Genomic DNA, 24,068 nt, shown 5'->3' with positions numbered 1-24,068 from the left:
GGGGGAGGGGGGGGGGGGGGGGGGGGGGGGGGGGGGGGGGGGGGGGGGGGGGGGGGGGGGGGGGGGGGGGGGGGGGGGGTCGCGGCCACCGGGGGCGGGAACGGGGCGGAGGTCGAAGCCGCTGGCGGCGAGACCGGGAACGAAGCGGAGGTCGAGGCCGTCGGGGCCGAGGCCGGGAACGAGGCGGGCGTCGAAGCCGCTGGCGGCGAGACCGGGAACGAAGCGGAGGTCGAGGCCGTCGGGGCCGAGGCGGAAGCCGGGAACGAGCCGGGAGCCGGGGCCGCTGGCGGCGAAGCCGCGAACGAGGCGGGCGTCGAAGCCGCCGGAGCCGAGGTGCCCGGCACGAAGTTCGAGGCGTCCGCCCACCGCCCCTCGGAGTCGGCGGGCCGCGGAGCCGGTGAGGCGGCGGAAGCCGGCTGCCCCGGGTCACCGGCCGACCGCCGGAGCGGTGGGCGTCGGTGTCCGAACTGCGCGGCCTCGGTCGGACGCTGCGGCAGTGCCTGGGGCCGATGCGGGGCCGCCGACCGAGCCGGTGAGCGGTCCGCCCCGGCGTTGTCCCGCGGGCCAACCGGGCGCGGCGCAGTCCGCTCGGCCCGCGCCGCCTCCCCCGCCGGAGTCGACGTCGCCCGGTCCACCCGCGCAGCCTCCCTCTCCAGGGGTGACGCCGTCCGATCACTCCGCGCCGCCTCCCCCGCCAGAGGCGGAACAGGACGGTCAGCCCCTGCCGCCTCCCTCGGCCGAGACGGCACCGGACGGTCAGCCCCTGCCAATTCCCTCGGCAGAGGCAGAACCGGACGGCCGGTCCCTGGCGCCTCCCCCACCGGGGCAGGCTGGGACCGCTCGTGCGCTGCGCCGACGCCCGCCGGCCCGTCCGCACGCGACGTGCCATGGGCCGGCGTCTCCTGCGGTACGGCCGATACGGCCGATACGGCCCCGAGGGCGTTCGGGGCCGAGCCCAGGAGTGCCTGGGGCACGACGAGTACCGCCTGGACGCCGCCGTAGATGTTGGACTGGAGGCGGACCCGGATGCCGTGCCGGCGGGCGAGCTGGGAGACGACGAACAGGCCGATGCGGCCGTCGGCCAGCAGACGGCCCACGTTGACCTGGTCGGGGTCGGCGAGCAGGGCGTTCATCCGGCTCTGCTCGTCGACCGGCATACCGAGACCCCGGTCCTCGACCTCCACGGCGAGCCCGGAGGTGACGAGGTTGGCCCGCAGCAGCACCTGGGTGTGCGGGGCCGAGAACACCGTGGCGTTCTCGACGAGTTCGGCGAGGAGATGGATGACGTCGGCGACGACGTGTCCGCGCAGTTCGCCGTCGACCGGCGGGACCAGCCGCACCCGGGAGTACTGCTCGACCTCGGCGATGGCGGAACGCAGCACCTCGGTCATGGAGACGGGGTTGCTCCACTGCCGCCGGGAGACGGCCCCGCCGAGCACGGCGAGGTTCTCGGCATGGCGGCGGATCCGGGTGGCGAGGTGGTCGACGTGGAAGAGGCCCTTGAGGAGTTCGGGGTCCTCGATCTCGTTCTCCAGCTCGTCGAGGATCGAGATCTCCCGGTGCACCAACGACTGAAGCCGGCGCGCGAGGTTGACGAAGACCTCCAGCTTCTGTTCGCTGCCGGCCTGGCTGGACAGCCGCGACGCCTGGACGACCGCCGTGACGGCCCCCTCGTGCGCCTGGGCGAGGTCGGCGGCGAGCAGCTCGAAGTCGTCCGCGTCGCGGGGCGGCCCGCCGCGCGACCTGCGCTGCGCGGGCGGCGCCTCGCCGCGCCGCAGCCCCTCGATGAGGGCGCGCAGGTCCGCCTCGCCGCGCGCGCTGTTGCGGCGCAGCGCGGCGACCCGGTCGCTGACGGAGCGGGCGGCGCGGTCGGCGGCCACCGCGGCGATCGCGATGCCCGCGCAGGTCACCGCGAGCGCGCAGGCCAGCACCGCCCACAGCACGGCGCCGGGCCGGATGCCGCTGGAGCGCACGGTGAACAGGACGACCGCGCTGGCGCTGAGGGCGACCGCGGTGGGCGGCAGCACGGCGAGCCTCAGCAACTGGGGCCGTATGTGCGTCTCGGCCGGCGCGGGTGCGGTGCGGACGGCCGGTCGCCCGTGCCGCCCGCCCTCACGGCGGTCTGCGCGTGCGGCGGGTGCGCGGAGGTGAGACATCGGTGTCCTTGTGTGGTTGCCCTGTGCTCGCTGTCGGGCATGCGCCATCGCGTCGCCCGACGGCGACTCACAGTAGTCGGCAACCCATCATGTGCGGCGGGCAGTTGACAAACTCCTGCACCGAGCGTCCCACCCTGGTATGACGCTTCGCACGACAGATCGACGACCTCGCCCCACCCGCGAACAAATCGGAAAAGAAACCGATCAGAGCTGTTCAGGGACGGCCACGAAAAAACACCGGGTCTGGAGAGCCCTTCACCTCCCGCCCCCCCTGACGACCACCCTATCCAGGCCGCCATCGGCACCTCACCGCTCCTACCCCCCACCCCCGAATAATCACTCTCCGTATCATTCTTGGCCTTGACCGGAGGCCGCCACTCGCGAGCAGAACGAGCGAAGGCTCCTGCGCACCGGGGCGCAGGAGCCGTGCGGGGTGTCGGCGGGAGGTTCAGCGCTTGGTGTAGATGAAACCGACCTTGTCGAGCTCGTCGCCGGCGCGGCCGTGGAAGCCGGCGATCTGCCAGCCGGTGGGAGCGGTACGGGTCACACAGTCGGAGGTGGTGGTGCCGCCGGCCAGGGTGTTGCCGAGGTTCGTGGTGAACCTGGCGTAGAAGATCCGGGTGTGATCGTCCTTCTGGCCCTGGCAGAGGTAGGCGGTGGTGACGTACTCGCCGCTCGCGAGGGTGAGTGAGGAGGCCGTGCCGCCGGTGCCGCCGTGGGTGAGCGTGGTGCCGTTGCCCAAGGTGATGCCGACCTGGTCGACCCGGGATCCGGCACGCAGGGAGATCTTGGTGGCGCGGGCGGCGGCGGGGACGCTGTCGATGTCCTGGTAGTAGTCGCCGTGCGGGCCGCCGAACTGGTCGCTCAGTTCGAAGGCGGAGTTCTGCGACCAGGTGAAGCCGACGGTGACCGGGTCGTGGTCGGAGAGCATGAGCCCGTCGGAGTTGAGGAACTTGGCGTGCTCGTTGTCGTACGAGGTCGCGCCCAGGGTGACCAGCTTGCTGCCGCGGTAGAGGACCTTGTCGACGACCTCGCAGGTGTTGGGCACGGTGGCGCCCGTCTGGTCGCACACGAGCGCGTCGCTGCCCTTGACGGGGGCGACACCGCCGCGGATCAGCTGGACCCAGGCGTCGGTGAGACCGTTGGCGGCGGCGAACTCGGCGATGGTGTCGCCGGAGCGGGTGTAGCGGGTGTTGGTGTCGCCCATCACCACGACGGCGTTGCCCGCGGAGTGGGTGGAGATGAACGAGGTGAGCTGGGCGAGGTTGGCCGCGCGGGCCGCCAGGTCGCCGTCGTTGGTGCCGGCGTTGGTGTGCAGGTTGTAGAAGTCGACGTACACCCCTTCGGCGAGGCGTTCCCGCATGAAGGTGAAGCCCTTGGGGGTCAGGCAGTCCCCGGAGTCGATCTGGCAGTCGTTCCAGCCGACGCGCTCGAAGTCGTCGCCGTCCCAGGCGTGGTCCGAGACGGTGTTGAGGCCGCTGCCGATGCCGGCGCCGCCGCTGGTGGCGGTGCGGTAGGGGTGGGTGTCGGTGGAGTACAGGTAGGCGTGGTAGTTGAAGTCCTCCTGGACGTTGACGATGTCGTACGGTGCGATGCGCCGTCCGATCTCGGTCGTGCTGGTGTCACGCGGCGTCGACGCGCTGGACAGCCACTCGGGCAGGCCGGCGACGTTGTACGTGAGCACGCTGAAGCTGCCCGAACCGGCGGCGGAGGCGGGGGAGGCCGCCGCCGTCAGCCCGCCGAGAGCCGCCGCCGCGGCCACCAGACAGGCGAAGAGTCTGCGCATGGGGAATCTCCTGAGAGGCACCACAAGGGGGGTGTGATGAGCATGCCAAAATGTACTGGCAAACCCTGTGGACACACCCCCCGCGACAGCAAAACATGAACGTCGCTCAGGTGTACGGAATGCCTCTCTCCGACCTCACCGCTCGCCGGCCAGGTCGACGTCCACCCGGGTGACCTCCGGTGTGAGGTCGGGACCCTGCGGGCGGCGCCAGGAGCGGGTGACCGGCCCCGACACGGCCCGCCACCAGGCGTCGGTGGGCAGGACACCGCCCGGCTCGAACGGCTCGCCCGGCCGCGGCAGCGCCACGGCCTGGGCGACGTCCTCGGCGGCGTCCTTCGTCCACTCGCCCGGGTCGGCCCACGCGTGCGTGGCCAGGTTGAAGGTGCCCCAGTGGATGGGCAGCAGGACGCCCGCCGGGTCGCCGCCCTGGAGGTCGAGGTGGGCGCGCACCCCCTCCTCGGGGGTCATGTGGATGTCGGGCCAGAAGTCCGAGTACGCACCGATCTGGATCATCGCCGTGTCGAACGGACCGTGCTCGGCGCCGATGTCCTTGAAGCCCTCGAAGTAGCCGGTGTCGCCGCTGTGGTAGATCCGGTGCTCCTCGCCGGCCACGACCCAGGACGCCCACAGGGTGTGCTGGGTGTTGCGCAGGCCGCGGCCGCAGAAGTGACGGGCCGGGGTGGCGGTGAGGGTGAGTCCGCCGACCTCGGTCGCCTCGTGCCAGTCCAGCTCGCGCAGCCGGTCGGGCGACACACCCCAGTGTTCGAGGTGGGCGCCGACGCCGAGCGGCACCGCGAACAGGGTGTCGGTACCGGCCAGCTCCTTGATACTGGGCAGGTCCAGGTGGTCGTAGTGGTCGTGGGAGATGACGACGACGTCGACCGGGCCCAGCGCGGCCAGCGGGAGCGGGGCCGGGTGCAGCCGCTTGGGGCCCGCGAAGGAGAACGGGGAGCAGCGCTCGCCCCAGACCGGATCGAAGAGCACGCGCTGCCCGTCGATCTCCGCGAGCACGCTGGAGTGGCCCAGCCAGGTCACCCTGAGGCCGGTGGCGGGCGGCTTCGCGAGGTCGGCGACGGTCGTGGCGTGCACCGGCACGGTGCCCGCGGGGGCGCGGCGGGGCCGCTGCTCCCTGTCGAAGAAGACCTTGGCGAAGTCGACCATGGAACCCGAGGGGCGGGTGCGCGCCAGGCCGCCGGGGTTCTGGAAGACCCCGTCCTTGAAGTGGGGCGATCTGCGGATGCGCGCCATGCGCTCACCGCTCGGGTCCGCGCCGAAGGCCTCGGGCTGCAGAGCGCGGAGCCCGGAGCGCAGGGAACGGAAACCGGACACGGTACCTCCAGGTGGAGTCGCTGAGTCATTCCATTATGGTCGCCCCCACCGACAACGCGTTGACAGCCCCCGCCCCGCCTCCCGATACTGACTCGCTGTTCAGTAACAACTCTCTGGAAATCCCCCCGAAGCTCCCCTGAGAGTCCCCCTGAAGATCCCCGCGAGGAGTCCGTATGGCCGCCGCCCCCCTGTTGTCCCTCACCTGGACGGACGACGTCACCGGCCGCCAGGGGTTCCTGGTCGTCGACCGGCTCGTGCGCGGTGTCTGCAGCGGCGGGCTGCGGATGCGGGAGGGCTGCACCCTGGGGGAGGTGACCGGGCTCGCGCGCGGTATGAGCCTCAAGGAGGCGCTGCACTACGACCCGCGGGCCCGCTACGTCCCGCTGGGCGGGGCCAAGGGCGGCATCGACTGCGACCCCCGGGACCCGGAGGCGTACGGGCTGCTGGTGCGCTACCTGCGGGCGGTGCGGCCGTACGTCGAGAGCTGCTGGACCACGGGCGAGGACCTGGGCCTGTCCCAGGACCTGGTGGACCGGGCCGCCGCCGAGGCGGGTCTTGTGTCCTCCGTGCAGGCCGTCTACCCGCTGCTCGACGACGAGACGACGGCCCGCGCCCGGCTGGCCGAGGCCTTCGCCGTCGAGGTGGACGGGATCGGCCTGGACGAGCTGGTCGGCGGCTGCGGGGTCGCCGAGTCGGTGCTGACGGCCCTGGACCGGGCCGGGGTGGCGTACACCGGGACGCGCGTCTCCCTCCAGGGGCTCGGCACCATGGGCGGGGCCACGGCGCGCTTCCTCACGCGCGCGGGGCTGACGGTGGTGGCCGTCGCCGACGTCAAGGGCACGATCGCCAACCCGGACGGCCTGGACGTGGAGGCGCTGCTGGCGGCCCGGGACGGCCACGGCGCGGTGGACCGCGCCGTACTCCGCCCCGGCGACCTTGAACTGCCGGGCGACGCCTGGCTGTCGACGGACGCGGAGGTGCTCGTACCGGCCGCCGTGTCGTACGCGATCGGGGTGGCCGAGCAGGAGCGGATCGGTGCCCGCTGGATCGCCGAGGCGGCCAACATGCCGGTGCTGCCGGAGGCGGAGGAGCTGCTCCACGCGCGCGGGGTGAGTGTCCTGCCGGACGTCGTCGTGAACTCCGGGACGAACGCCTGGTGGTGGTGGACGCTGTTCGGCGACGTCGGCGCGGACGCGGACGAGGCGTTCGCCCACACCCGCCGCTCCATGCGCGCCCTGGTGGAACGGGTGCTGGCCCGAGCCGAGGCGGACGGCACGACGCCACGGGCCGCCGCGCACGCGATCGCGGCGGAGCGGCTGCCGGTGATCACGGAACGGTTCGGCCAGTACCGCTGAGCGCATCGGCCCATGTCACAGGGCGCCTGTGTAGGGTGACGGCGTGGCGAGGGTCCGGTTGAGCGTGGCGGAGCGGCGGGAGGAACTGCTGCGGGCCGCCATCGAGCAGATCGAGGCGCGGGGCGTGGCGGCGGTCAGGATCGCCGACGTGGCCGCGTCGCTCGGGGTGAGCAACGCGCTGGTCCTCTACCACTTCTCGACCAAGGAGAAGCTGGTCGCCGCGGCCTTCGCGTACGCCGCCGAGGACGACCTGGCCCATCTGCGCAAACTGCTCGGACGCCGGACCACGGCCCTGCGCCGCCTTCGCTCCGCCGTGCGCTGGTACGCGCCCACGGGCCAGGCCAAGGGCTGGCGCCTGTGGATCGAGGGCTGGGCGGTCTCCCTGCGCGAACCGGCGCTGCGGGAGGTCGCCCGCGACCTCGACCGCGAGTGGAAGGCGGCCCTCGCCGAGGTGATCGCCGAGGGCGTGGCGGCAGGCGAGTTCACCTGCCCGGACCCCGCCGCGACAGCCCTACGCCTGACGGCCCTCCTGGACGGCCTCGCCGTACAACTGACGTCGTACGCCGGCGCGGTGTCGCGGGCGAGGGCCCAGGACTGGGTCGACGAGGCGTTGACCCACGAGCTCAGCGTCCCACCCAGCCCGTCCGGCGCTTGAGGACGAGGCCTGTTCAGGGCCGACAGGGGGTCCAGGGGGCAGAGCCCCTGGGGATGGGAACGGGTAGGGGCGGCGGGGCGAGAAACACCCCGCCTCCACCGCTCCCGCCCCCGCCCTCACGCCACGGAAGCGATCCGCATCCTGATGTCCTCGGGGGACAGCGCCCCCTTCGCGGTCACATGATCCCCGGACGACTCCCCCCGCAGCCGCCGCCCGATCCACGGCACGAGATACTCCCGCGCCCAGTGCACATCGTCCCGCCGCACCTCGAGCGTCCCCCTGGGCGGCAGCGGCGGCCACGCCTGTTCGGGGTCGGCCGGCACCTCCACCCCGAGGGCCAGTCCGGCCCGCAGGGCCACGCGCGTGTGCCCCTCCGGTGAGAGGTGGAGCCGGTCGTCGTCCCAGGCCCGCCGGTCCTGCACGGACTTCAGGGACCACAGGTCGAGCACGGGGCACCCGTACCGGTCGGCGACGGCCCGCACATGTCCGTTGTAGGTGGCGATCTTGCCGCGCAGGTGCTTGAGCAGCGGGACGCGCCGCGTGTCGAACCCGGTCGTCACCAAGACCGTGCCGGCGACGGCGGTCAGCGCGACGACGGCCCGCTCGAACCGCTCGGCGACCTCGTCCGGATCGGTGCCGGGCCGGAGGATGTCGTTGCCGCCCGCGCAGAAGGTCACCAGGTCCGGGGCGAGTTCCACGGCCCGCGGAAGCTGGTCCTCCATGATCTGGTCGAGCAGTTTCCCGCGCACGGCCAGGTTGGTGTACTCGAAATGTCCCTCGGGCCGCCGGTCGGCGAGGAGTACCGCGAACCGGTCGGCCCAGCCGACGAATGCCCCGTCGGGGCCGGGGTCGCCGACGCCCTCGGTGAAGCTGTCCCCCACCGCCACGTACGACCCGATCACTGATCTGCTGTCATTCTTCGAATCGTCTGCCACAGCCGCTCATGATTCACCTTCCAATGTGACCTACGCGACCGTAATAAGGGGTTGACGTGCGGTGAGATAAGCCACTCCTAAAGAGTTGGCCAATCAGGGAATAAGCGACCACACGCGGAAGCTGCGGATGCGGAAGTGGCTCCAGGTGGTCCGGAAGGCGAAGTGCCCCCGGGTGTAGGGCTCCGGGTCGGTGTGGTCGAAGACGAGCCGCCCGTTGTTCCACCACCGCACGGCCGAACCGTCGGAGACGATCCGCACCCGGTTCGGCTCGCCCGCGACGAGCAGCGGCTCGGTGTAGTCGTGGATGAGCGGCCGTACCCCCGCCTGCCCGACGTAACGGCGCAGCCGGGTCGTGGTGTTGCTGTTGGCGCCGTAGCCGACGTAGTACGTCGTGAGGTAGTCGTACTCGGCGAGCGCGCCGCCGCGCGGGGTGGCGAAGAGGTCGTCCGGGGAGCGGACGTCGACGGCGTTCCAGAAGTTGTTGAGGTCGGAGACCCGGTCGTTGGCACCGCCCTCGGCCACGGGCGTGGCGACGTATTCGAGGACGTACGGCCCTTCGAGCGGCCGTCGGAACCAGATCGTCGCCCCGGCGGGCACGTCGACCTCCAGGACCCCGTGCGAGGCCGTGACGGTGCCGCCCTGCTCCAGCTCCACGGCCCACCGTCCGAGCCCGTGGCGGAAGTCGTCGCGGGCGATCAGCCGACCGCGGCGGGGCGCGGCGCTCACGGGCCCGGCGGGAGCGAGGGCGGCCAGGGCGGCACCTGCGGAAAGGGCTCCGAAGGCCCGACGGGTGGTGGTCATGCGAGCGACTCCTTCACTTGGCAGCACGGGATGCACATGACAGAAAGCGCTTACCCCCTACCCGCCGGGCCACCGTGCCACGCAGACGGCACACCGAAGGCCGGACCCGGGGATCGGGGTCCGGCCTTCGGCAGCGTGTCAGGCAGGTGGTGGTCGGCGGGGTCAGCCGACGGTGACGCCGTGGGAGCGGAGGTAGGCGACCGGGTCCACGTCGGAGCCGTAGTCCGGCGTGGTGCGGATCTCGAAGTGCAGGTGCGGGCCGGTCACGTTGCCGGTCGCGCCGGAGAGCCCGACCTGCTGGCCCTCGGTCACGGCCTGCCCGGCCGAGACGGAGAGCTGGGACAGGTGGGCGTACTGGGCGTAGTAGCCGTCGGCGAGCTTGATGACGACCTGGTTGCCGTACGCGCCGCCCCAGCCCGCGGAGACGACCGTGCCCGCGGCGACCGCCTTGAGGGAGGTGCCCGTCGGGACGACGAAGTCGACGCCGGTGTGGTAGCCGCTGGACCACATGCTGCCGGCCACGCGGTACCCGGTGCCGATGGTGGCGCCGGCGACGGGGAGCGTGTAGCCGCTGGAGCTGCCGGTGCCACTCGCAACTTCCTGGGTGGACGCCCCGGAGGACGACGACGCCTGCGAGTCGGAGGCCTCGGAAGACTTCGAGGCCTCGGAGGAGGACGACTTCGACGTCGCGGAACCGGACGAAGACGAACCGGACGAAGACGAACCGGAGGACGACGAACCGGAGGACGACGACGTGTCGGTCGCGGCGGCCTTCGCGCCGATCGACAGCTTGAGGCCGGGGTGGATCAGCGAGGGATTGTCGCCGACTGCCTCACGGTTGTCCGCGTACAGCTTCTGCCAGCCACCGCTGACGTGCTGCTGGTCGGCGATCTTGGCGAGGTAGTCGCCCGCCCGCACGGTGTAGGTTCTGGCGGTCGCCGTCTTCCGCGCGACCGGCACGGACTGCACGGCCTTTTGCGGAACGGAGGCGGAAACAGCGGCGGAAACGGACGCCGAAACGGATTCCGTGGTCGCCGCATGGGCGCCGGTGGCCCCCATCAACGGGAGTGCCAGGGCGGCGCCACCCGTTCCGGCGACGGCTATGGAGCGGGTGAAACGCTGGCTCTTCGGACGGCGGTGCTTACCCTTCGCGGGCATGACGAATTCCTCTCCGGCGCCTGCGAGGTGAGCTGTCGGGTGCGGACTGGAGATGTCCGGCCGCGGCAAGGCGCGGCTTTACCCCAAGCCTGTTCCGGAGACCGGAACAGGCGGTTCTACCTGTGGGTCCCCCGCTCCTGCCGGGTACGGGTGAGTGTGCGGATTCCGGACGGCGGCAGGATTAGGCGTCCGTCCGGATTGATGTGGAACGTAAGCGACCAAGACGCACAGGAACAAGCAGAGGTTGCCCTGTTGAGGCCTTTCTCTTGATCCGCTGTGAGAATTCCCAGTGACGCTCCGTTAATCAGGAGCGCGTTTTCCGCCTAACACCCTTGGAAAGCACCCGCATTACGTGAACATGACGGACAGCGCACGGTCACGAATATGACGCTGCTCACGTGGTATACCCCAGGATCCCCTATTCCAGAGCGAGTTGGAACGAAGGATCCATTCCGGACAGAAACCTCAGATGCGGCGCAGCCGGATAACCGTCGCATCGAGGTCACCGCGCAGCCCGGTCGGCAGACCATGATGGAGCAGCACCGCACCTCGGTGAACTTCGCCCGTTTCGCGGCATTCGTACGACGCTGTCGGGTCGAGTCCGCGCAGTCGCAGCGCGGGGACGGGCTCGCCGAACCGCTGCGCCTGGAGCCAGGCGAGGACGACGCTCTCGTCGCCGCGCACGTACTGGACGGCGCTCAGCCCGCCGGCCGGGGGCCGCAGCCGGTGGAGGTCGCCGTGCTGCACGAGCGGACGGATCTCCTTGTAGAGCTCCACCCACCGCCGGGCCTCGGCGAGTTCCTCCTCGCTCCACTCGGTGAGGTCGCCGCCGACCCCGAGCACCCCTGCCATGGCGCTGACGAAACGGAACCGCAGCGAGCTGGCCCGGCCGTTGAGCTGGACGTTGGGGCTGTCGGTGACCCAGGCGGCCATGACCCGGGCCGGGTGGATCTGGCTGAAGCCGTGCTGGATGTCGAGCCGGTCCAGCGGGTCGGTGTTGTCGGAGGTCCACACCTGGTCGGTGCGGCCGAGGATGCCGAGGTCGATGCGCCCGCCGCCGCCCGAGCAGGACTCGAAGGCGACACCCGGGTGGGCCGCCCGCAGCCGGTCGAGCAGGCCGTACAGGGCCCGCACATGGTCGACCCAGAGGCGCTGCGGGTAGGCGTCGTCCGGCCAGCCGGCGTCGGTGAAGCAGCGGTTGAAGTCCCACTTCACGTAGTCGACGGGCGCGCTGGAGAGGAGGCCGTCGAGCCGCTCCCAGAGGTACTCCTGAACGTCCTCGCGTGCGAGGTTCAGCATGAGCTGGTTGCGGAACTCCGTCCGCTTTCGTCCCGGTTGGAACTGCACCCAGTCGGGGTGTGCCCGGTAGAGGTCGCTGTCCGGGTTGACCATCTCGGGCTCGACCCAGATGCCGAACTGCATGCCGAGGGCGTGGACCCGGTCGGCGAGGGGCTTCAGACCGTGCGGGAAGCGGTCGGGGTTGGGCCACCAGTCGCCGAGGCCGGCACGGTCGCTGGTGCGGGCCCCGAACCAGCCGTCGTCCACGACGAACAGCTCCACGCCGATCTCCGCGGCGCGCCGGGCCAGGGTGGTCTGCTGCTCCTCCGAGATGTCGAAGAAGGTGGCCTCCCAGGAGTTGAACAGCACCGGCCGGTCCCGCTCGGCGTCCGGGACGATGTGCTCGCGCTGATAGGCGTGCCAGGTGCGGCTGGCGCCGCCGAAGCCGCCGTCGCTCCACAGACCGGCGAAGACGGGCGTGGTGAAGGACTCCCCCGTCGCGAGGCGCAGCAGGCCCGAGTCGTCGTAGCCGGCACCGCCGGTGATCTGCACGCGCGCGTCCGGCAGCTGGGCGACGGCGATCCGCCAGGAGCCGGACCAGCCGAGGGCGCAGCCGTAGACCTCGCCGCGCTCCTCGGTCGCGTCGGTGTCCAGGGCGACCCAGGGCAGGTGCTGGTGACCGGTGTGGCCGCGGCGGCTGCCGATGACCTTCTCGCCGTAGGTGAGCGGGGCGCGCGTCAGCCGGGACTCGGCGGCCCAGCGGCCGTGCAGCTGGGACAGCCGCCAGTCGTCGCGCTCGGGCAGGGTCCAGGTCGCGGAGTCGGCGCGCAGCAGCTCCACCGGCTCCTCGCCCTCGTTGACGAGGGTCGTCCAGCGCTCGACGACGTCGCCGCGCAGCCGGTAGTGCAGGGTGATGCCGAGACCGGCGTCCCGGAAGCGCAGCCGCAGCTCGGCCCCTTCTGCGTCGTACGACTCGTACGTCCATTCGGTGCCGCGGCGCTCGGCGGTGCGCACGGACAGGGCGGGCCGTACGAACCGGGGGCCGCCCTCGGCCGGGTACTCCTCGCGGCCGTCGAGGGGGGACTCGAACGAGGCGCCGCGGGCCGACGGCGGACGGGCGGCCAGGGCCACGGCGTCGGCGAGCGCGATGCGCGGGCCCCAGTGCAGGTGGAGCAGTTCGTCGGCCTCGGTGAGATGGAGGGCGTAGCTGCTCGTGGGCCCCGAAAGGACCCAGGTGCGGTCGCCCGCGACGATCTCGGGCTTCACGGTCTCGGGCATCAAACCCCCACTGAATCGAACAGGTGCAACCAAGCCCCAACATCATCAGGCGCGGACGCCCTGCCCTGCAACGGCTGTGGACAAACCGTTCACCTGGGGAGACGGAGGGATTCGTCCGCCTGTGGACAACTCGTTGCCCGGGGAATCCATGTCGTATGGTCGGGTAGGTCCGTCGGCCACCACGAGCCGTGCCGACGCGGCCCCGACCGGGAGGGAGCCCCCGTGACGCAGCAGATCCCGTCGACCGAGCCCGAACTGACCGGTGTACGCAACTTCCGTGATGTCGGAGGTCTGCCGACCGTGGACGGCCGGCGGGTGCGGCAGGGCGTGCTGTTCCGCAGTGGCCATCTCGCCCACGCGACCGACGAGGACGCCGCGTTCCTGGCTTCCCTGGGCCTGCACACGATCTTCGACTTCCGCAACGCGGCGGACCAGAAGCTGGAGGGCCCGGACGTCGAGCTGCCGGGCGTGCGCAATGTGAACCTGCCGCTGTCGGACCCGGCGGACGGCTCGGAGTTCTGGAAGATGGTCCGCGACGGCGACCTCGACCAGTTGCGCGGGATACTCGGCGACGGCAGGGGCGCGAACCGGATGATCGCCTCCTACCGCTCGATCGTCACCGAGCGCACGGCGGAGCACACCCGGGTGCTGCACTCGCTCGCCGAGGACAGCGTCCCGGCCCTGATGCACTGCGCGGCCGGCAAGGACCGCGCGGGCCTGTCCATCGCGGTGACGCTGCTGGCGCTGGGCGTGGAGCGCGAGGCGATCGTCGCCGACTACCTGGAGTCCAACGCCAAGCACCGCCGCTACCGGGTGCGGCGCAGCGGCTCGGCCGCCAGCGCGTACACGCCCGAGGTGATGGAGCTGCTCAGCCCGCTCTTCGACGCCCGCGCGGAGTACCTGACGGCGGCGTTCGAGACCATCGAGGAGACCTGGGGCGGGGTCGACGCGTATCTCGCGGAGGGACTCGGACTCGCCCCCGAGACCCGGCAGCGGCTGCGCGAGCGGCTCCTCGACTGACGCGACCGGTGCCTCTATTTGTTGGCCCCCACCTCGAACAGCAGCCACAGGAACGCCGCGAACACGTGCCCGACGGCGATGTAGATGATCAGCCGGATCCAGAGACTGCGCGGGAACCGTTCCTCCATGTCGCTCATGGCATCTCTCCAGGGGTCGGGCCCAGGCACAAGGCAGCCGTGGGGCTCTGCAGCAGGGTGTGGACGAAGAGCAGTTCAACCCCGTCGGGGTCTTGTGCGGCGAGCCGGTGCGGGGTCAGCGAGTCGAAGTGCGCGCTGTCGCCCGGCCCGAGCAGATGCGCGGTGTCCCCCAGCCGCAGCCGCAGCCGTCCCCTGAGGACGTGCAGCCACTCCTCGCCGGGGTGCACCCGCACGATGTCGCCCTGGGAGCCGTACGGAACGTGCACGCGCAGGGCCTGCATCCCGCGTCCGGACGCGCCGGCCTGCCAGTACGTCCAGCCCCCCGCGCGGGTGGGCTCCATGTCGGCGGCGCGCACCACGGCGTCCCGTTCGGCGACCGTCTCGCCGAGCAGTTCCGAAACCGTCGTACCGTAGACCCTGGCGAGTGCGAGCAGCATCGGCAGCGAGGGCTGGCGCTGCCCGGTCTCCAGCCGGGAGAGGTGGGCGGGCGACAGCCCGGCGGCGCGGGAGGCGGCCTCCAGGGTGAGCGCGGCCCGTCGGCGCAGCGACCGCAACTGCGGTGCCACGGCGGGAAGGGCATCGGGCCCCTGCTCCGGCCCCGGCTCTGGATCTGGCTCGAGCGGACTCATACGTCCATTCAGCCGGACCTTTGCCTCTGCGGCAAATTCCTTGCCTCAGAGGCAAAACCCCAAGGAGCCCTCGCGGAGCGCCTACCGGTTGGCCACCGCCTGCTTGATCAGCGTCCGCCCGAAGTCCCACATCAGCCCGCCCCCGCTGTGCGCGTCGTCCATCACGTCGGTGAACGCGTCGACGAACCGGTCCACGTCCGCCTCGTCCACGACCAGCGGCGGGATCAGCTTGATCACCTCCAGGTGGTCGCCGGAGACCTGGGTGAGGATGCGGTGCCGCTGGAGCAGCGGGACGACCACCATCTGGGCGAAGAGTCCCTTGCGCGCGGTCTGGAGCATGGCCCACCGGCTGCGCAGCTTCAGCGACTTCGGCTTCCCGAACTCGACGCCGATCATCAGGCCCCGGCCGCGGACGTCGGCGAGCAGCTCGTAGGTGTCGGTGAGCGCGGCCAGCCGGGACCTCAGCCGGTCGCCCGTCACGCGCGCGTTGGCCACGATCTGCTCGTTCTCCATCACCGACAGGACCGCGAGCCCCGCCGCCATCGCCTGGGCGTTGGAGCCGAAGCTCGCCGAGTGGACCAGTACCCGGTCGATGGACGAGAAGACCTTCTTGAAGATCCAGTCCTTGCCGAGCGTCGCGCCGACCGGCACGTAGCCGCCGGAGAGCGCCTTGGCCACACACACCAGGTCCGGCTCGACGCCGTCCTCGTGCTGGTAGGCGTAGAAGTCGCCGGTCCGGCCGAGCCCGGTCTGCACCTCGTCGGCGATGAGCAGCGCCTTGTGCCGGTGCAGCAGTTCCTGCGCGGCGCGCAGATAGCCGGGCGGGGCCTCGTGCACGCCCTTGCCCTGGATCGGCTCGACGATCAGGGCGGCCACGTCGCCCCGCTTCAGCTCCTTGGCCAGCGCGTCGAGATCGCCGAGCGGTACGGCCGTGTCGGGCAGCAGCGGGGCGAAGCCGTCGCGGAAGCCGTCCTCGCCGTTGACGGAGAGCGAGCCGGTGGTGAGACCGTGGAAGGCGTGGTCGCAGTAGAGGATCCGCGGCTTTCCGGTGGCCCGGCGGGCGAACTTCAGGGCGGTCTCGACGGCCTCGGTGCCGCTGTTGCCGAAGAACACCCGGTCCAGGTGCGGGCTGTGGGCGAGCAGGCGTTCGGCCAGCAGCCCGGGCAGCGGCTGGCAGTCGAAGCGGGTGAGGTCGGCGAGGGAGGCGTCGAGGACGTCGTGCAGCGCCTTGCGGACGACGGGGTGGTGGCGGCCCAGGCCCATCACCCCGAACCCGGCGAGCATGTCCAGGTAGTCGTTGCCGTCGGCGTCCCAGAAGTGGGCGCCCTCGGCCCGCTCGTAGACCTTGTCGAAGCCGATGGTGTGCAGCATGCGCGGGAGCTGGTGGTTGAGGTACTTGGCGTGCAGCTCGTAGCGCTCGGCTCCGCGTTCGGCCAGCAGCGCCGCGAGGTCGAACTCCTTGGTCATGCGTGTTTCTCCTTCACAGAACCGTCGACCACAGAGCCGTTGACCGCAGAGCCGTTGACCGCGGGGCCGTCGGCCACAGAGCCGTCGACGTCCTTGACGGCCAGGCTCGCGCCGATCCGTCCGGCGACCTCGACCGGCGTGAGGCCGATGTCGGCGAGCACCTCGCCGCGTTTGGCGTGCGCGAGGAACTGCTCCGGGATGCCGAACCGCCGTACGGGCACGTCGACTTCGGCATCGCCCAACGCGAGTGCGACCGCCGAACCGACGCCCGCGGCACGGCTGTTGTCCTCAACGACGGCCACCAGCCGGTGCGCGGCGGCGAGGGCGGGCAGCGCGGGGTCGACGGGCTTCACCCAACGGGGGTCCACGACCGTGCAGTTGATGCCGCGCGCCGCCAGCAGCTCGGCGGCCTGGAGGCACACCGGCGCCATCACCCCGACGGCCACCAGGAGTACCTCCGCCCCTTCCGCCCGGTGCAGCACGTCCATGCCGCCGACCTTGTCGACCGCCGGGATCTCCGGTCCGACCGACTCCTTCGGGAAGCGGACGAGGGTCGGCGCGTCGTCCACCGCGACGGCCTCCCTCAGCTGGGCGCGCAGCTGGTCCGCGTCGCGCGGGGCGGCGATCCTGAGCCCGGGCACGACCTGGAGCACGGACATGTCCCACATGCCGTTGTGCGAGGCGCCGTCCACGCCGGTGACGCCGGCCCGGTCCAGCACGAACGTCACCCCGCACCGGTGCAGTGCCACGTCCATCAGCAGCTGGTCGAAGGCGCGGTTGAGGAAGGTGGCGTAGACGGCGACGACGGGATGGAGACCGCCGGTCGCGAGGCCGGCCGCGCTGACGGCCGCGTGCTGCTCGGCGATGCCGACGTCCCACACCCGGTCCGGGAAGCGCTCGGCGAACTTCCCGAGCCCCACCGGGTGCAGCATGGCCGCCGTGATCGCCACGACGTCGTCGCGCTCCTCGCCGATCCGCACGATCTCGTCCCCGAACACCGACGTCCACGAAGGCCCGTTGGACGGTGTGAGCGGCGCGCAGGTCAGCGGGTCCATCACGCCGACGGTGTGGAAGTGGTCCTCCTCGTGGGCGATGGCGGGCTCGTAGCCGCGCCCCTTCTCTGTCAGGCAGTGCACCAGCACGGGCCCGTGGAACCGTTTGGCGCGCCGCAGCGCGGACTCGACGGCCTTCAGGTCGTGTCCGTCGATCGGCCCGACGTACTTCAGCCCGAGGTCCTCGAACATGCCCTGCGGGGCGAAGGCGTCCTTGAAGCCCTTCTTCGCGCCGTGCAGCGACTCGTACACCGTGGGCCCGACCACCGGGGTCCGCAGCAGTACGTCCTTCCCCCAGGCCAGCACCCTCTCGTAGCTGTCGGTGGTGCGCAGGGTCGCCAGATGGTTGGCGAGCCCCCCGATGGTGGGCGCGTACGAGCGCTCGTTGTCGTTGACGACGATGATCAGCGGCCGGTTCTTGGCGGCGGCGATGTTGTTCAGCGCCTCCCAGGCCATCCCGCCGGTGAGCGCGCCGTCCCCGATGACCGCGACCACATGCCCCTTCTCGCCCTGCACCTGGCGGGCCTTGGCGAGCCCGTCGGCCCAGCCGAGGGCGGTGGAGGCGTGGCTGTTCTCGATGACGTCGTGCTCGGACTCCTCACGCGAGGGGTAGCCGGACAGACCGCCCTTGCCGCGCAGCTTCGAGAAGTCCTGACGGCCCGTCAACAGCTTGTGCACATAGCTCTGGTGGCCGGTGTCCCACAGGATGCGGTCCACCGGTGACTCGAAGACGCGGTGCAGCGCGACGGTCAGTTCCACCACCCCCAGGTTGGGCCCGAGGTGCCCGCCGGTCCTGGCGACCGCGTGCACCAGGAACTCCCTGATCTCTTCGGACAGTTGACCTAGTTCCGGCTCGGACAGCGCCTTCAGGTCGCGTGGTTGCCGGATGTTCTCCAGGATCGTCACGCTCGGGCCCCCTTCGGTCCGTGCTGTTCAACTCACGGTGACGGCCGGCTCCCCCGCCGCGACGCCGTCCTGCTCCATCTGTTCGGCGATCTTCATCGCCTCCTCGATGAGGGTCTCCACGATCTTCGACTCGGGGACGGTCTTGATGACCTCGCCCTTGACGAAGATCTGTCCCTTGCCGTTGCCGGAGGCGACCCCCAGGTCCGCCTCCCGCGCCTCGCCGGGGCCGTTCACCACGCACCCCATGACGGCGACCCGCAACGGGACCTCCATGCCCTCCAGGCCGGCCGTGACCTCGTCGGCCAGCTTGTAGACGTCGACCTGGGCGCGCCCGCACGACGGACAGGAGACGATCTCCAGGCGCCGCTGCCGGAGGTTCAACGACTCCAGGATCTGGATGCCGACCTTGACTTCCTCCGCCGGGGGCGCGCTCAGCGAGACGCGGATCGTGTCGCCGATGCCACGCGAGAGCAGCGCGCCGAAGGCCACCGCCGACTTGATCGTGCCCTGGAACGCCGGGCCGGCCTCCGTCACGCCCAGGTGCAGCGGGTAGTCGCACTGGGCGGCCAGCTGCCGGTAGGCCTCGACCATCACCACGGGGTCGTTGTGCTTGACGGAGATCTTGATGTCACGGAAGTCGTGCTCCTCGAAGAGGGACGCCTCCCACAGGGCGCTCTCCACGAGCGCCTCCGGGGTGGCCTTGCCGTACTTCTGGAGCAGACGGCGGTCCAGGGAACCGGCGTTGACCCCGATCCGGATCGGCGTGCCGTGGCCCTTCGCGGCGCGCGCGATCTCCTTCACCTTGTCGTCGAACTGCTTGATGTTGCCGGGATTGACGCGGACGGCGGCGCAGCCCGCCTCGATCGCCGCGAACACGTACTTCGGCTGGAAGTGGATGTCCGCGATCACCGGGATCTGCGACTTGCGGGCGATGGTCGCCAGCGCGTCCGCGTCGTCCTGCGTGGGGCAGGCGACGCGGACGATCTGGCAGCCGGACGCGGTGAGTTCGGCGATCTGCTGGAGGGTGGCGCCGATGTCGGACGTACGGGTCGTCGTCATCGACTGCACCGACACCGGGGCCCCGCCCCCGACCGCCACCGGCCCGACCTGGATCTGCCGCGACACCCGCCGCTCGGCGATCGGCCGGACCGGCATCTCGGGGACGCCGAGGGAGACGGCGGTCATGTGCTCACTCCCGGTTCCCGGAGACCGTCTCGCGCATGGCGCGCAGCGACTCCTTCAGCGAGCCCATGGTGGCGAGGACGGCGGTGGGCTCGTAACCGCAGTGCGCCATGCAGTTGGCGCAGCGCGGGTCCTTGCCGCGGCCGTACTTGTCCCAGTCGGTGTCCTCGATCAGCTCGCGGTACGTCGGGACATACCCGTCGCTCATCAGGTAGCAGGGGCGCTGCCAGCCGAAGAGCGAGTAGTTCGGGATCGCCCACGCGGTGCACGGGAAGTCGACCTTGCCCTCCAGGAAGTCCAGGAAGAGCGGGGAGTGGTTGAGCCGCCACTTCTTGCGGTTGCCGCCCGAGAACGCCTTCTTGAACAGCTCGCGGGTCTGTTCCACGCCCAGGAAGTGCTCCTGGTCGGGTGCCTTCTCGTAGGCGTAGGCGGGCGAGATCATCATCTCGTCGACGTGCAGGTCGTCGTTGAGGAAGTTGAGCACCTCGATGATGGTCTGCGGGGTGTCGGTGTTGAAGAAGGTCGAGTTGGTGGTGACCCGGAAGCCGCGCCGCTTGGCCTCCTTGATGGCCGCGACGGCCTCGTCGAACACGCCCTCCTTGGCCACCGACTCGTCGTGCCGCTCGCGCAGCCCGTCGATGTGCACGGCGAACGCGAAGTAGGGGGACGGCTTGAACTTGTCCATCTTCTTGCGCAGCAGCATGGCGTTGGTGCAGAGGAAGACGTACTTCCTCTTCGCGACCAACTGCCGGACGATCTCGTCGATCTGAGGGTGCATCAGGGGCTCGCCGCCCGCGATGGACACCATCGGCGCGCCGGACTCCAGCACCGCGCCCACCGCCTGGGCGACCGGCATGCGCTGCTTGAGCACGCCCGCCGGGTGCTGGATCTTGCCGCAGCCCTCGCACTTGAGGTTGCAGGCGAAGAGCGGTTCCAGCTCCACGATCAGGGGGAACTTGTCCCGCTTGCGGAGCTTCTGTTCGGCGAGGTAGGTAGCGACCTTGATGGACTGGCGCAACGGCATGGCCATTCGGCTCACCTCCGGGGGAGCAGCACATTACGGTGCCATTCGAAAAAAGCAGGCAGAACGGAACGAAGAACGCGGAAAGCTGATATTCCACCGCGCACCGTGCCGATCCGGACGAGTTCATGTTCAGGAGCGTCCACGACCACCCGTACGGCCGCAACCGGACGGTCGTCCGCGCGTACGGCGCTCAGGAGGGTGGCCGCCGACTCCATGTCGACCGCGATGGCGCCGGTGGCGAGCAGATCGGCCCGCTCGTGTCCACGGACGACGTGGTCGGAGCCGGTGAGGGGCCCGGTGTGGACGGTGCGCCCGGGCAGTGTGCGCACGAGTTCCTTGACGAGCAGCTCGGTGCCGACGCAGGGCACCCGGCCGCGTGGATCACGGGTCTCCTCGGCGACGACCAGGTCGCCGGGGTGCATTCCCGGTGCGAGTCCCGCGCAGAAGCCGGTGGCCAGGACGGCCGCGCCGCTCAGCACCGGGTCGGCGAGAACCCGGGTGACGGAGCGCTCGGCCGCCTTCGGCCCCATGCCCGTGCGCAGGACGGTCACAGGCCCGGCGGCCCCGCTGCGGTCGCCCATGCGCAGGGCGAGGTGCTCGATGCCGAGCGCGCAGGCGATCAGCAGCGGTGCCGGAACGGGCTGCGTACTCATCAGCCCCCCTTGGCCTCGGAAGCCGTGGGGCCGGACTTCTTGCTGAACGGCTCCCCGTGGACGTAGCGGCCGAGCGCGGTCAGTGGGAAGACCTGGCGGTAGAGGTGGTAGTTGATGGAGAAGTCCCAGGGGAAGCCGGTGCCGGTGAAGTAGGGCTCGTCCCAGGAGCCGTCCTCCCGCTGGGTCTCGGCGAGCCAGGCGACGCCCCGCTCGACGGCCTTGGAGTCCCGCTCCCCCGCCGCGAGCAGCGCCATCAGCGCCCAGGCGGTCTGGGAGGCGGTGGAGGCGCCGCGGGCGCTCCACCGGGCGGGGTCCTGGTAGGAGCGCAGGTCCTCGCCCCAGCCGCCGTCGTCGTTCTGGGCCCGCTCCAGCCAGGCGGCCGCGCGACGGATCGCCGGGTGCTGCACGGGCAGTCCGGCGGCGGTCAGCGCGGGCACCACCGAGCCGGTGCCGTAGACGTAGTTGACGCCCCAGCGGCCGAACCACGAGCCGTCCGGCTCCTGTTCGGCGAGCAGCCACCCGATGCCGCGCCGGGTGCGCGGATCGTGGGACAGTCCCTCGACGGCGAGCATCTCGACGACATGCGCGGTGACGTCCGCCGACGGCGGGTCGATGACCTCCCCGAAGTCGCAGAACGGCATCCGGTTGGGGAACTTGCTGGTGTTGTCGACGTCGAACGCGCCCCAGGCGCCGTTGCGCGACTGCATCCCGAGGTTCCAGCGCACACCGCGCGCGATGGCCTTCTCCATCCGCTGCGGGTCGGGGTGCGCGACCCGGCGCAGCGCGAGGACCACCTCGGCGGTGTCGTCGATATCGGGGTAGTTGTCGTTGTGGAACTCGAACGACCAGCCGCCCGGCGGCAGTTGGGGCCGCCGTACGGACCAGTCGCCGGGCCGTACGACCTGTTCGCCGAGCATCCAGTCGGCGGCCTTGACCAGTTGCGGATGGTCGGCCGGAAGCCCTGCGTCGGCGAGCGCGATGGTCGCCAGGCAGGTGTCCCACACCGGCGACTGGCAGGCCTCGATCATCCGGGCGCCGTCCTCGCGCCACACGGCGTAGCGGTCCAGCGACTCCAGGCCCGCCCGCATCACGGGGTGTTCGAGGTCGTAGCCGAGCAGGTGCAGGGCGATCACGGAGTAGACCGCCGGGGGCTGGATGCCTCCCCAGGCGCCGTCGTTCTCCTGCCGCTCGATGATCCAGCGGGCGGCGGAGTTCAGGGCCGACCCGCGCAGCCGGCGCACCGCGACACTGCGGTAGCCGCGGACCACCTTGTCGAGGCGCTGGAAGAGCCCGTCCCAACTGTTCACCGGGGCAAGCGGCTTGGGCGGGTTGGGGTTCGCGGGGTCGGTGTGGAGTTCGTCGAGCGGGAAGGGCGCCGGGCGCACCGGGCGCTTGGCGGAGACGACGGTGAGCGGGACGATCGTCTGCCGGGCCCAGCAGCCGAAGTTGTAGATGCTGAGCGGGAACCACTTCGGGAAGTACAGGAGCTCCGGCGGGAGTTCGGGCAGGTCCTCCCACTTCCACCAGCCGAACAGGGCCAGCCAGATCCGGGTGAACACCCGGGCCTCGGCGACGCCGCCCCGGTCGCGGACCCACGCGGACGCCTTCGCCATGTGGGGCGCTTCGGGGGCGTCGCCGGCCAGCCGCAGGGCGACGTACGCCTCGACGGTGGCGGAGAGGTCGGACGGGCCGCCGTAGAAGGTGGCCCAGGTGCCGTCGTCGCGCTGCTCGCCCCGGACGAACCGGGCGGCGGCCTGGGTGGTGGCCTCGTCGCGGATGCCCAGGAACTGACGGAGCAGCAGGTCCTCGGCGTCCATGGTGACGTTCGTCTCGAGGTCGCCCTTCCACCAGCCCTCGGCGTCCTGCTGGGCGAGCAGATGGTCGGTGGCGCGCCGCACCGCGCGTACGGCGGCTTCTTGTACCCCGGCCGCCACGGGGATGGTGATGTCGGTGTCGCTGGCCGCGGCAGCGCGGGGCGGCAGAGCCCCGGTGCTTCCGTCGGTCGTCGCTGTCATGGCTTCCCCTTCGTGCAGTGTGCATGTCGTGCTCTGCTGTGGGTCCGCCGTCGGCCGGTGCGTGACTCGCCTCGCTGCACCGGCCGGCGACTACGCGAGGACTATTCGACCGATAGTGATCATCTCTTTCGTACGACGACGAAGTCGGCGAGCGCCGTGAACCGGGCCCGGACCCGCTCGGGCATGTCGACGGCGTTCAGGGCTTCGATGGCGATGGTGTGCTGACGGCGAGCCTCCTCGGCGGTCCACTCACGGCCGCCGGCCTCCTCGATGAGGGCCGCGCGGGCCGCGAACTCCTCCTCGGAGAAGGTGTCGAAATCGCTGCTCTTCGCGTCGGCGGCGAGCATCTCGCCGAGCCGGTCCGAGGCGGAGCCGCCCGCCGCGAGCGCGGCCACCACCGGCAGGGACTTCTTGCGCTGGCGCAGGTCGCTCCAGGTCTGCTTGCCGGTGGCCTCCGGGTCCCCCCAGATGCCGAGGAGGTCGTCGACGGCCTGGAAGGCCAGGCCGAGGTGGTAGCCGTACTTCTCCAGCGTGTCGGCGGTGCGCTCGTCCGCGCCGCCGAGCACGGCGCCGATGGAGCTGGCGCAGGCCAGCAGGGCGCCCGTCTTGTTGCCCTCCATCTCCAGGCACTCCTCGACGCTGACGCGGTCGCGGTGCTCGTAGGAGATGTCCTGGGCCTGGCCGTCGATCAGGGCGCGGGTGGCCGTGGTCAGCCGGCGGGTGGCGCGGCCGGCCTCGGCGGTGCCGAGTTCGAGGAGGATCTCGTTGGCGAGGGCGAACAGGGCGTCGCCGACCAGGATGGCCTGGGCGGGGCCGTGCACCTTCCAGACGGTGTCGCGGTGCCGGCGCTGTTCGTCGCCGTCCATCAGGTCGTCGTGCAGGAGCGAGAAGTTGTGGACCAGCTCGACGGCGACCGCGCCGGGCACCCCGACCTGCGGGGAGGCGCCGGTGACCTCGGCGGAGAGCACGGCGAGGGCGGGGCGCACGGCCTTGCCGCCGTCGCCGTCGGTCGGCTTGCCCTGGGCGTCGATCCAGCCGAAGTGGTAGGCGGCGACCGTGTCCATGGGCGGCGCCAGACGGTCGACCGCCGCCCGGAGCACCGGTGTGGCCAGGGTCCGGCCGCGCTCCAGGAGCGCGGTCACGTCCACCGCGGTCCTCCGCGCGGCCTGGGGGGCCGGGGGCACAGTGGGCACAGTTTCTCCTCTTGTTGCGGTACCGGAGGGGGTGCGGGGGTGTGCCGAGCCGTGCTGAT

The 24,068-nt window shown here is 71.3% G+C and carries 19 protein-coding genes and 1 riboswitch; of the genes, 3 read left to right on the top strand and 16 right to left on the bottom strand.

Translation table 11 applies throughout. The features are described from left to right. From ACFPIH_RS50200 to ACFPIH_RS50190, 3 genes are all read right to left on the bottom strand, one after another. Positions 1 to 2,156 (bottom strand): sensor histidine kinase (locus ACFPIH_RS50200; RefSeq protein ID WP_385879100.1); only part of this gene is annotated, 2,156 nt, incomplete at its 3' end. 448 nt (positions 2,157 to 2,604) lie between these two features. Further along, entirely contained in the window at positions 2,605 to 3,942 is a 1,338-nt protein-coding gene (locus tag ACFPIH_RS50195) for a jacalin-like lectin (RefSeq protein ID WP_381181915.1), read from the bottom strand. A gap of 135 nt (positions 3,943 to 4,077) precedes the next feature. After that, positions 4,078 to 5,271: an MBL fold metallo-hydrolase gene (locus tag ACFPIH_RS50190; protein ID WP_381181917.1), complete on the bottom strand. Its 1,194-nt coding sequence runs from the start codon at positions 5,269 to 5,271 to the stop codon at positions 4,078 to 4,080. Between the two features lie 173 nt (positions 5,272 to 5,444). On the opposite strand from ACFPIH_RS50190, the gene ACFPIH_RS50185 reads away from it, so the two are divergent. Next, positions 5,445 to 6,626, top strand: coding sequence for a Glu/Leu/Phe/Val dehydrogenase dimerization domain-containing protein (locus ACFPIH_RS50185; protein ID WP_381181919.1), 1,182 nt, complete (start codon positions 5,445 to 5,447; stop codon positions 6,624 to 6,626). 43 nt (positions 6,627 to 6,669) lie between these two features. Continuing rightward, the gene (locus tag ACFPIH_RS50180; RefSeq protein WP_381181920.1) at positions 6,670 to 7,281 is read left to right on the top strand and encodes a TetR/AcrR family transcriptional regulator; all 612 of its coding nucleotides are present in this window, start codon (positions 6,670 to 6,672) and stop codon (positions 7,279 to 7,281) included. Positions 7,282 to 7,397: 116 nt separating this feature from the next. Here the strand turns inward: ACFPIH_RS50180 and ACFPIH_RS50175 are convergent, their stop codons facing one another. The 4 genes from ACFPIH_RS50175 to ACFPIH_RS50160 all read right to left on the bottom strand — a co-directional run bounded on the left by ACFPIH_RS50175 (position 7,398) and on the right by ACFPIH_RS50160 (position 12,731). Next, positions 7,398 to 8,183 carry an SGNH/GDSL hydrolase family protein gene (locus ACFPIH_RS50175; protein WP_381182050.1) on the bottom strand — a complete coding sequence of 262 codons (786 nt, stop codon included), beginning with the start codon at positions 8,181 to 8,183 and terminating at the stop codon, positions 7,398 to 7,400. A gap of 126 nt (positions 8,184 to 8,309) precedes the next feature. After that, complete coding sequence (locus ACFPIH_RS50170; RefSeq protein WP_381181922.1) at positions 8,310 to 9,017, bottom strand: DUF6250 domain-containing protein; 708 nt, start codon at positions 9,015 to 9,017, stop codon at positions 8,310 to 8,312. 162 nt (positions 9,018 to 9,179) lie between these two features. Then, positions 9,180 to 10,175: a peptidoglycan DD-metalloendopeptidase family protein gene (locus ACFPIH_RS50165; RefSeq protein ID WP_381181923.1), complete on the bottom strand. Its 996-nt coding sequence runs from the start codon at positions 10,173 to 10,175 to the stop codon at positions 9,180 to 9,182. A gap of 4 nt (positions 10,176 to 10,179) precedes the next feature. After that, positions 10,180 to 10,338: riboswitch (cyclic di-AMP (ydaO/yuaA leader) on the bottom strand. Between the two features lie 302 nt (positions 10,339 to 10,640). Further along, a complete protein-coding gene (locus ACFPIH_RS50160) occupies positions 10,641 to 12,731 on the bottom strand; it encodes an alpha-galactosidase (protein ID WP_381181925.1) in 2,091 nt (696 codons plus the stop codon). Between the two features lie 222 nt (positions 12,732 to 12,953). On the opposite strand from ACFPIH_RS50160, the gene ACFPIH_RS50155 reads away from it, so the two are divergent. Beyond that, the gene (locus ACFPIH_RS50155) at positions 12,954 to 13,751 is read left to right on the top strand and encodes a tyrosine-protein phosphatase (protein WP_381181927.1); all 798 of its coding nucleotides are present in this window, start codon (positions 12,954 to 12,956) and stop codon (positions 13,749 to 13,751) included. A gap of 14 nt (positions 13,752 to 13,765) precedes the next feature. Here ACFPIH_RS50155 and ACFPIH_RS50150 read toward each other — a convergent pair whose 3' ends face one another. The 9 genes from ACFPIH_RS50150 to ACFPIH_RS50110 form a co-directional block, all read right to left on the bottom strand. Beyond that, positions 13,766 to 13,888 carry a DUF6126 family protein gene (locus tag ACFPIH_RS50150; RefSeq protein WP_381181929.1) on the bottom strand — a complete coding sequence of 41 codons (123 nt, stop codon included), beginning with the start codon at positions 13,886 to 13,888 and terminating at the stop codon, positions 13,766 to 13,768. Continuing rightward, positions 13,885 to 14,517, bottom strand: a complete 633-nt coding sequence (locus tag ACFPIH_RS50145; RefSeq protein ID WP_381181931.1) for a helix-turn-helix domain-containing protein — start codon at positions 14,515 to 14,517, stop codon at positions 13,885 to 13,887. The genes ACFPIH_RS50150 and ACFPIH_RS50145 overlap by 4 nt, the downstream gene beginning before the upstream one ends. A gap of 81 nt (positions 14,518 to 14,598) precedes the next feature. Then, positions 14,599 to 15,984: an aspartate aminotransferase family protein gene (locus ACFPIH_RS50140; protein WP_381181933.1), complete on the bottom strand. Its 1,386-nt coding sequence runs from the start codon at positions 15,982 to 15,984 to the stop codon at positions 14,599 to 14,601. Next, positions 15,981 to 17,942 carry a 1-deoxy-D-xylulose-5-phosphate synthase gene (dxs, locus tag ACFPIH_RS50135; RefSeq protein WP_381181935.1) on the bottom strand — a complete coding sequence of 654 codons (1,962 nt, stop codon included), beginning with the start codon at positions 17,940 to 17,942 and terminating at the stop codon, positions 15,981 to 15,983. The genes ACFPIH_RS50140 and dxs overlap by 4 nt, the downstream gene beginning before the upstream one ends. 27 nt (positions 17,943 to 17,969) lie before the next feature. Beyond that, positions 17,970 to 19,127, bottom strand: a complete 1,158-nt coding sequence (gene ispG / locus ACFPIH_RS50130; RefSeq protein ID WP_381181937.1) for a flavodoxin-dependent (E)-4-hydroxy-3-methylbut-2-enyl-diphosphate synthase — start codon at positions 19,125 to 19,127, stop codon at positions 17,970 to 17,972. Positions 19,128 to 19,131: 4 nt separating this feature from the next. Then, positions 19,132 to 20,154 (bottom strand): adenosyl-hopene transferase HpnH, encoded by a 1,023-nt coding sequence (gene hpnH, locus ACFPIH_RS50125; RefSeq protein ID WP_381181939.1) that lies wholly within the window; start codon positions 20,152 to 20,154, stop codon positions 19,132 to 19,134. Between the two features lie 5 nt (positions 20,155 to 20,159). Next, positions 20,160 to 20,801, bottom strand: a complete 642-nt coding sequence (locus tag ACFPIH_RS50120) for a phosphorylase family protein (protein ID WP_381181941.1) — start codon at positions 20,799 to 20,801, stop codon at positions 20,160 to 20,162. Further along, positions 20,801 to 22,816, bottom strand: coding sequence for a squalene--hopene cyclase (gene shc, locus ACFPIH_RS50115; protein WP_381181943.1), 2,016 nt, complete (start codon positions 22,814 to 22,816; stop codon positions 20,801 to 20,803). The genes ACFPIH_RS50120 and shc overlap by 1 nt, the downstream gene beginning before the upstream one ends. Positions 22,817 to 22,935: 119 nt before the next feature. Continuing rightward, positions 22,936 to 24,000, bottom strand: coding sequence for a polyprenyl synthetase family protein (locus ACFPIH_RS50110; RefSeq protein ID WP_381182052.1), 1,065 nt, complete (start codon positions 23,998 to 24,000; stop codon positions 22,936 to 22,938). Positions 24,001 to 24,068 lie beyond the last annotated feature (68 nt).

The organism is Streptomyces vulcanius, from assembly GCF_042653945.1.
GTDB lineage: Bacteria > Actinomycetota > Actinomycetes > Streptomycetales > Streptomycetaceae > Streptomyces > Streptomyces mangrovi.
Note: the sequence above shows the minus strand (reverse complement) of the source record. Positions and strands in the feature narration are given on the sequence as shown.

Bases quoted from the DNA above. Each gene is read 5' to 3' on its own strand.
- ACFPIH_RS50195 (WP_381181915.1), bottom strand. From the start codon at position 3,942: ATGCGCAGACTCTTCGCCTGTCTGGTGGCCGCGGCGGCGGCTCTCGGC.
- ACFPIH_RS50185 (WP_381181919.1), top strand. From the start codon at position 5,445: ATGGCCGCCGCCCCCCTGTTGTCCCTCACCTGGACGGACGACGTCACC.
- ACFPIH_RS50170 (WP_381181922.1), bottom strand. From the start codon at position 9,017: ATGACCACCACCCGTCGGGCCTTCGGAGCCCTTTCCGCAGGTGCCGCC.
- ACFPIH_RS50165 (WP_381181923.1), bottom strand. From the start codon at position 10,175: ATGCCCGCGAAGGGTAAGCACCGCCGTCCGAAGAGCCAGCGTTTCACC.
- ACFPIH_RS50160 (WP_381181925.1), bottom strand. From the start codon at position 12,731: ATGCCCGAGACCGTGAAGCCCGAGATCGTCGCGGGCGACCGCACCTGG.
- ACFPIH_RS50150 (WP_381181929.1), bottom strand. From the start codon at position 13,888: ATGAGCGACATGGAGGAACGGTTCCCGCGCAGTCTCTGGATCCGGCTG.
- ACFPIH_RS50145 (WP_381181931.1), bottom strand. From the start codon at position 14,517: ATGAGTCCGCTCGAGCCAGATCCAGAGCCGGGGCCGGAGCAGGGGCCC.
- ACFPIH_RS50140 (WP_381181933.1), bottom strand. From the start codon at position 15,984: ATGACCAAGGAGTTCGACCTCGCGGCGCTGCTGGCCGAACGCGGAGCC.
- ispG (WP_381181937.1), bottom strand. From the start codon at position 19,127: ATGACCGCCGTCTCCCTCGGCGTCCCCGAGATGCCGGTCCGGCCGATC.
- hpnH (WP_381181939.1), bottom strand. From the start codon at position 20,154: ATGGCCATGCCGTTGCGCCAGTCCATCAAGGTCGCTACCTACCTCGCC.
- ACFPIH_RS50120 (WP_381181941.1), bottom strand. From the start codon at position 20,801: ATGAGTACGCAGCCCGTTCCGGCACCGCTGCTGATCGCCTGCGCGCTC.
- shc (WP_381181943.1), bottom strand. From the start codon at position 22,816: ATGACAGCGACGACCGACGGAAGCACCGGGGCTCTGCCGCCCCGCGCT.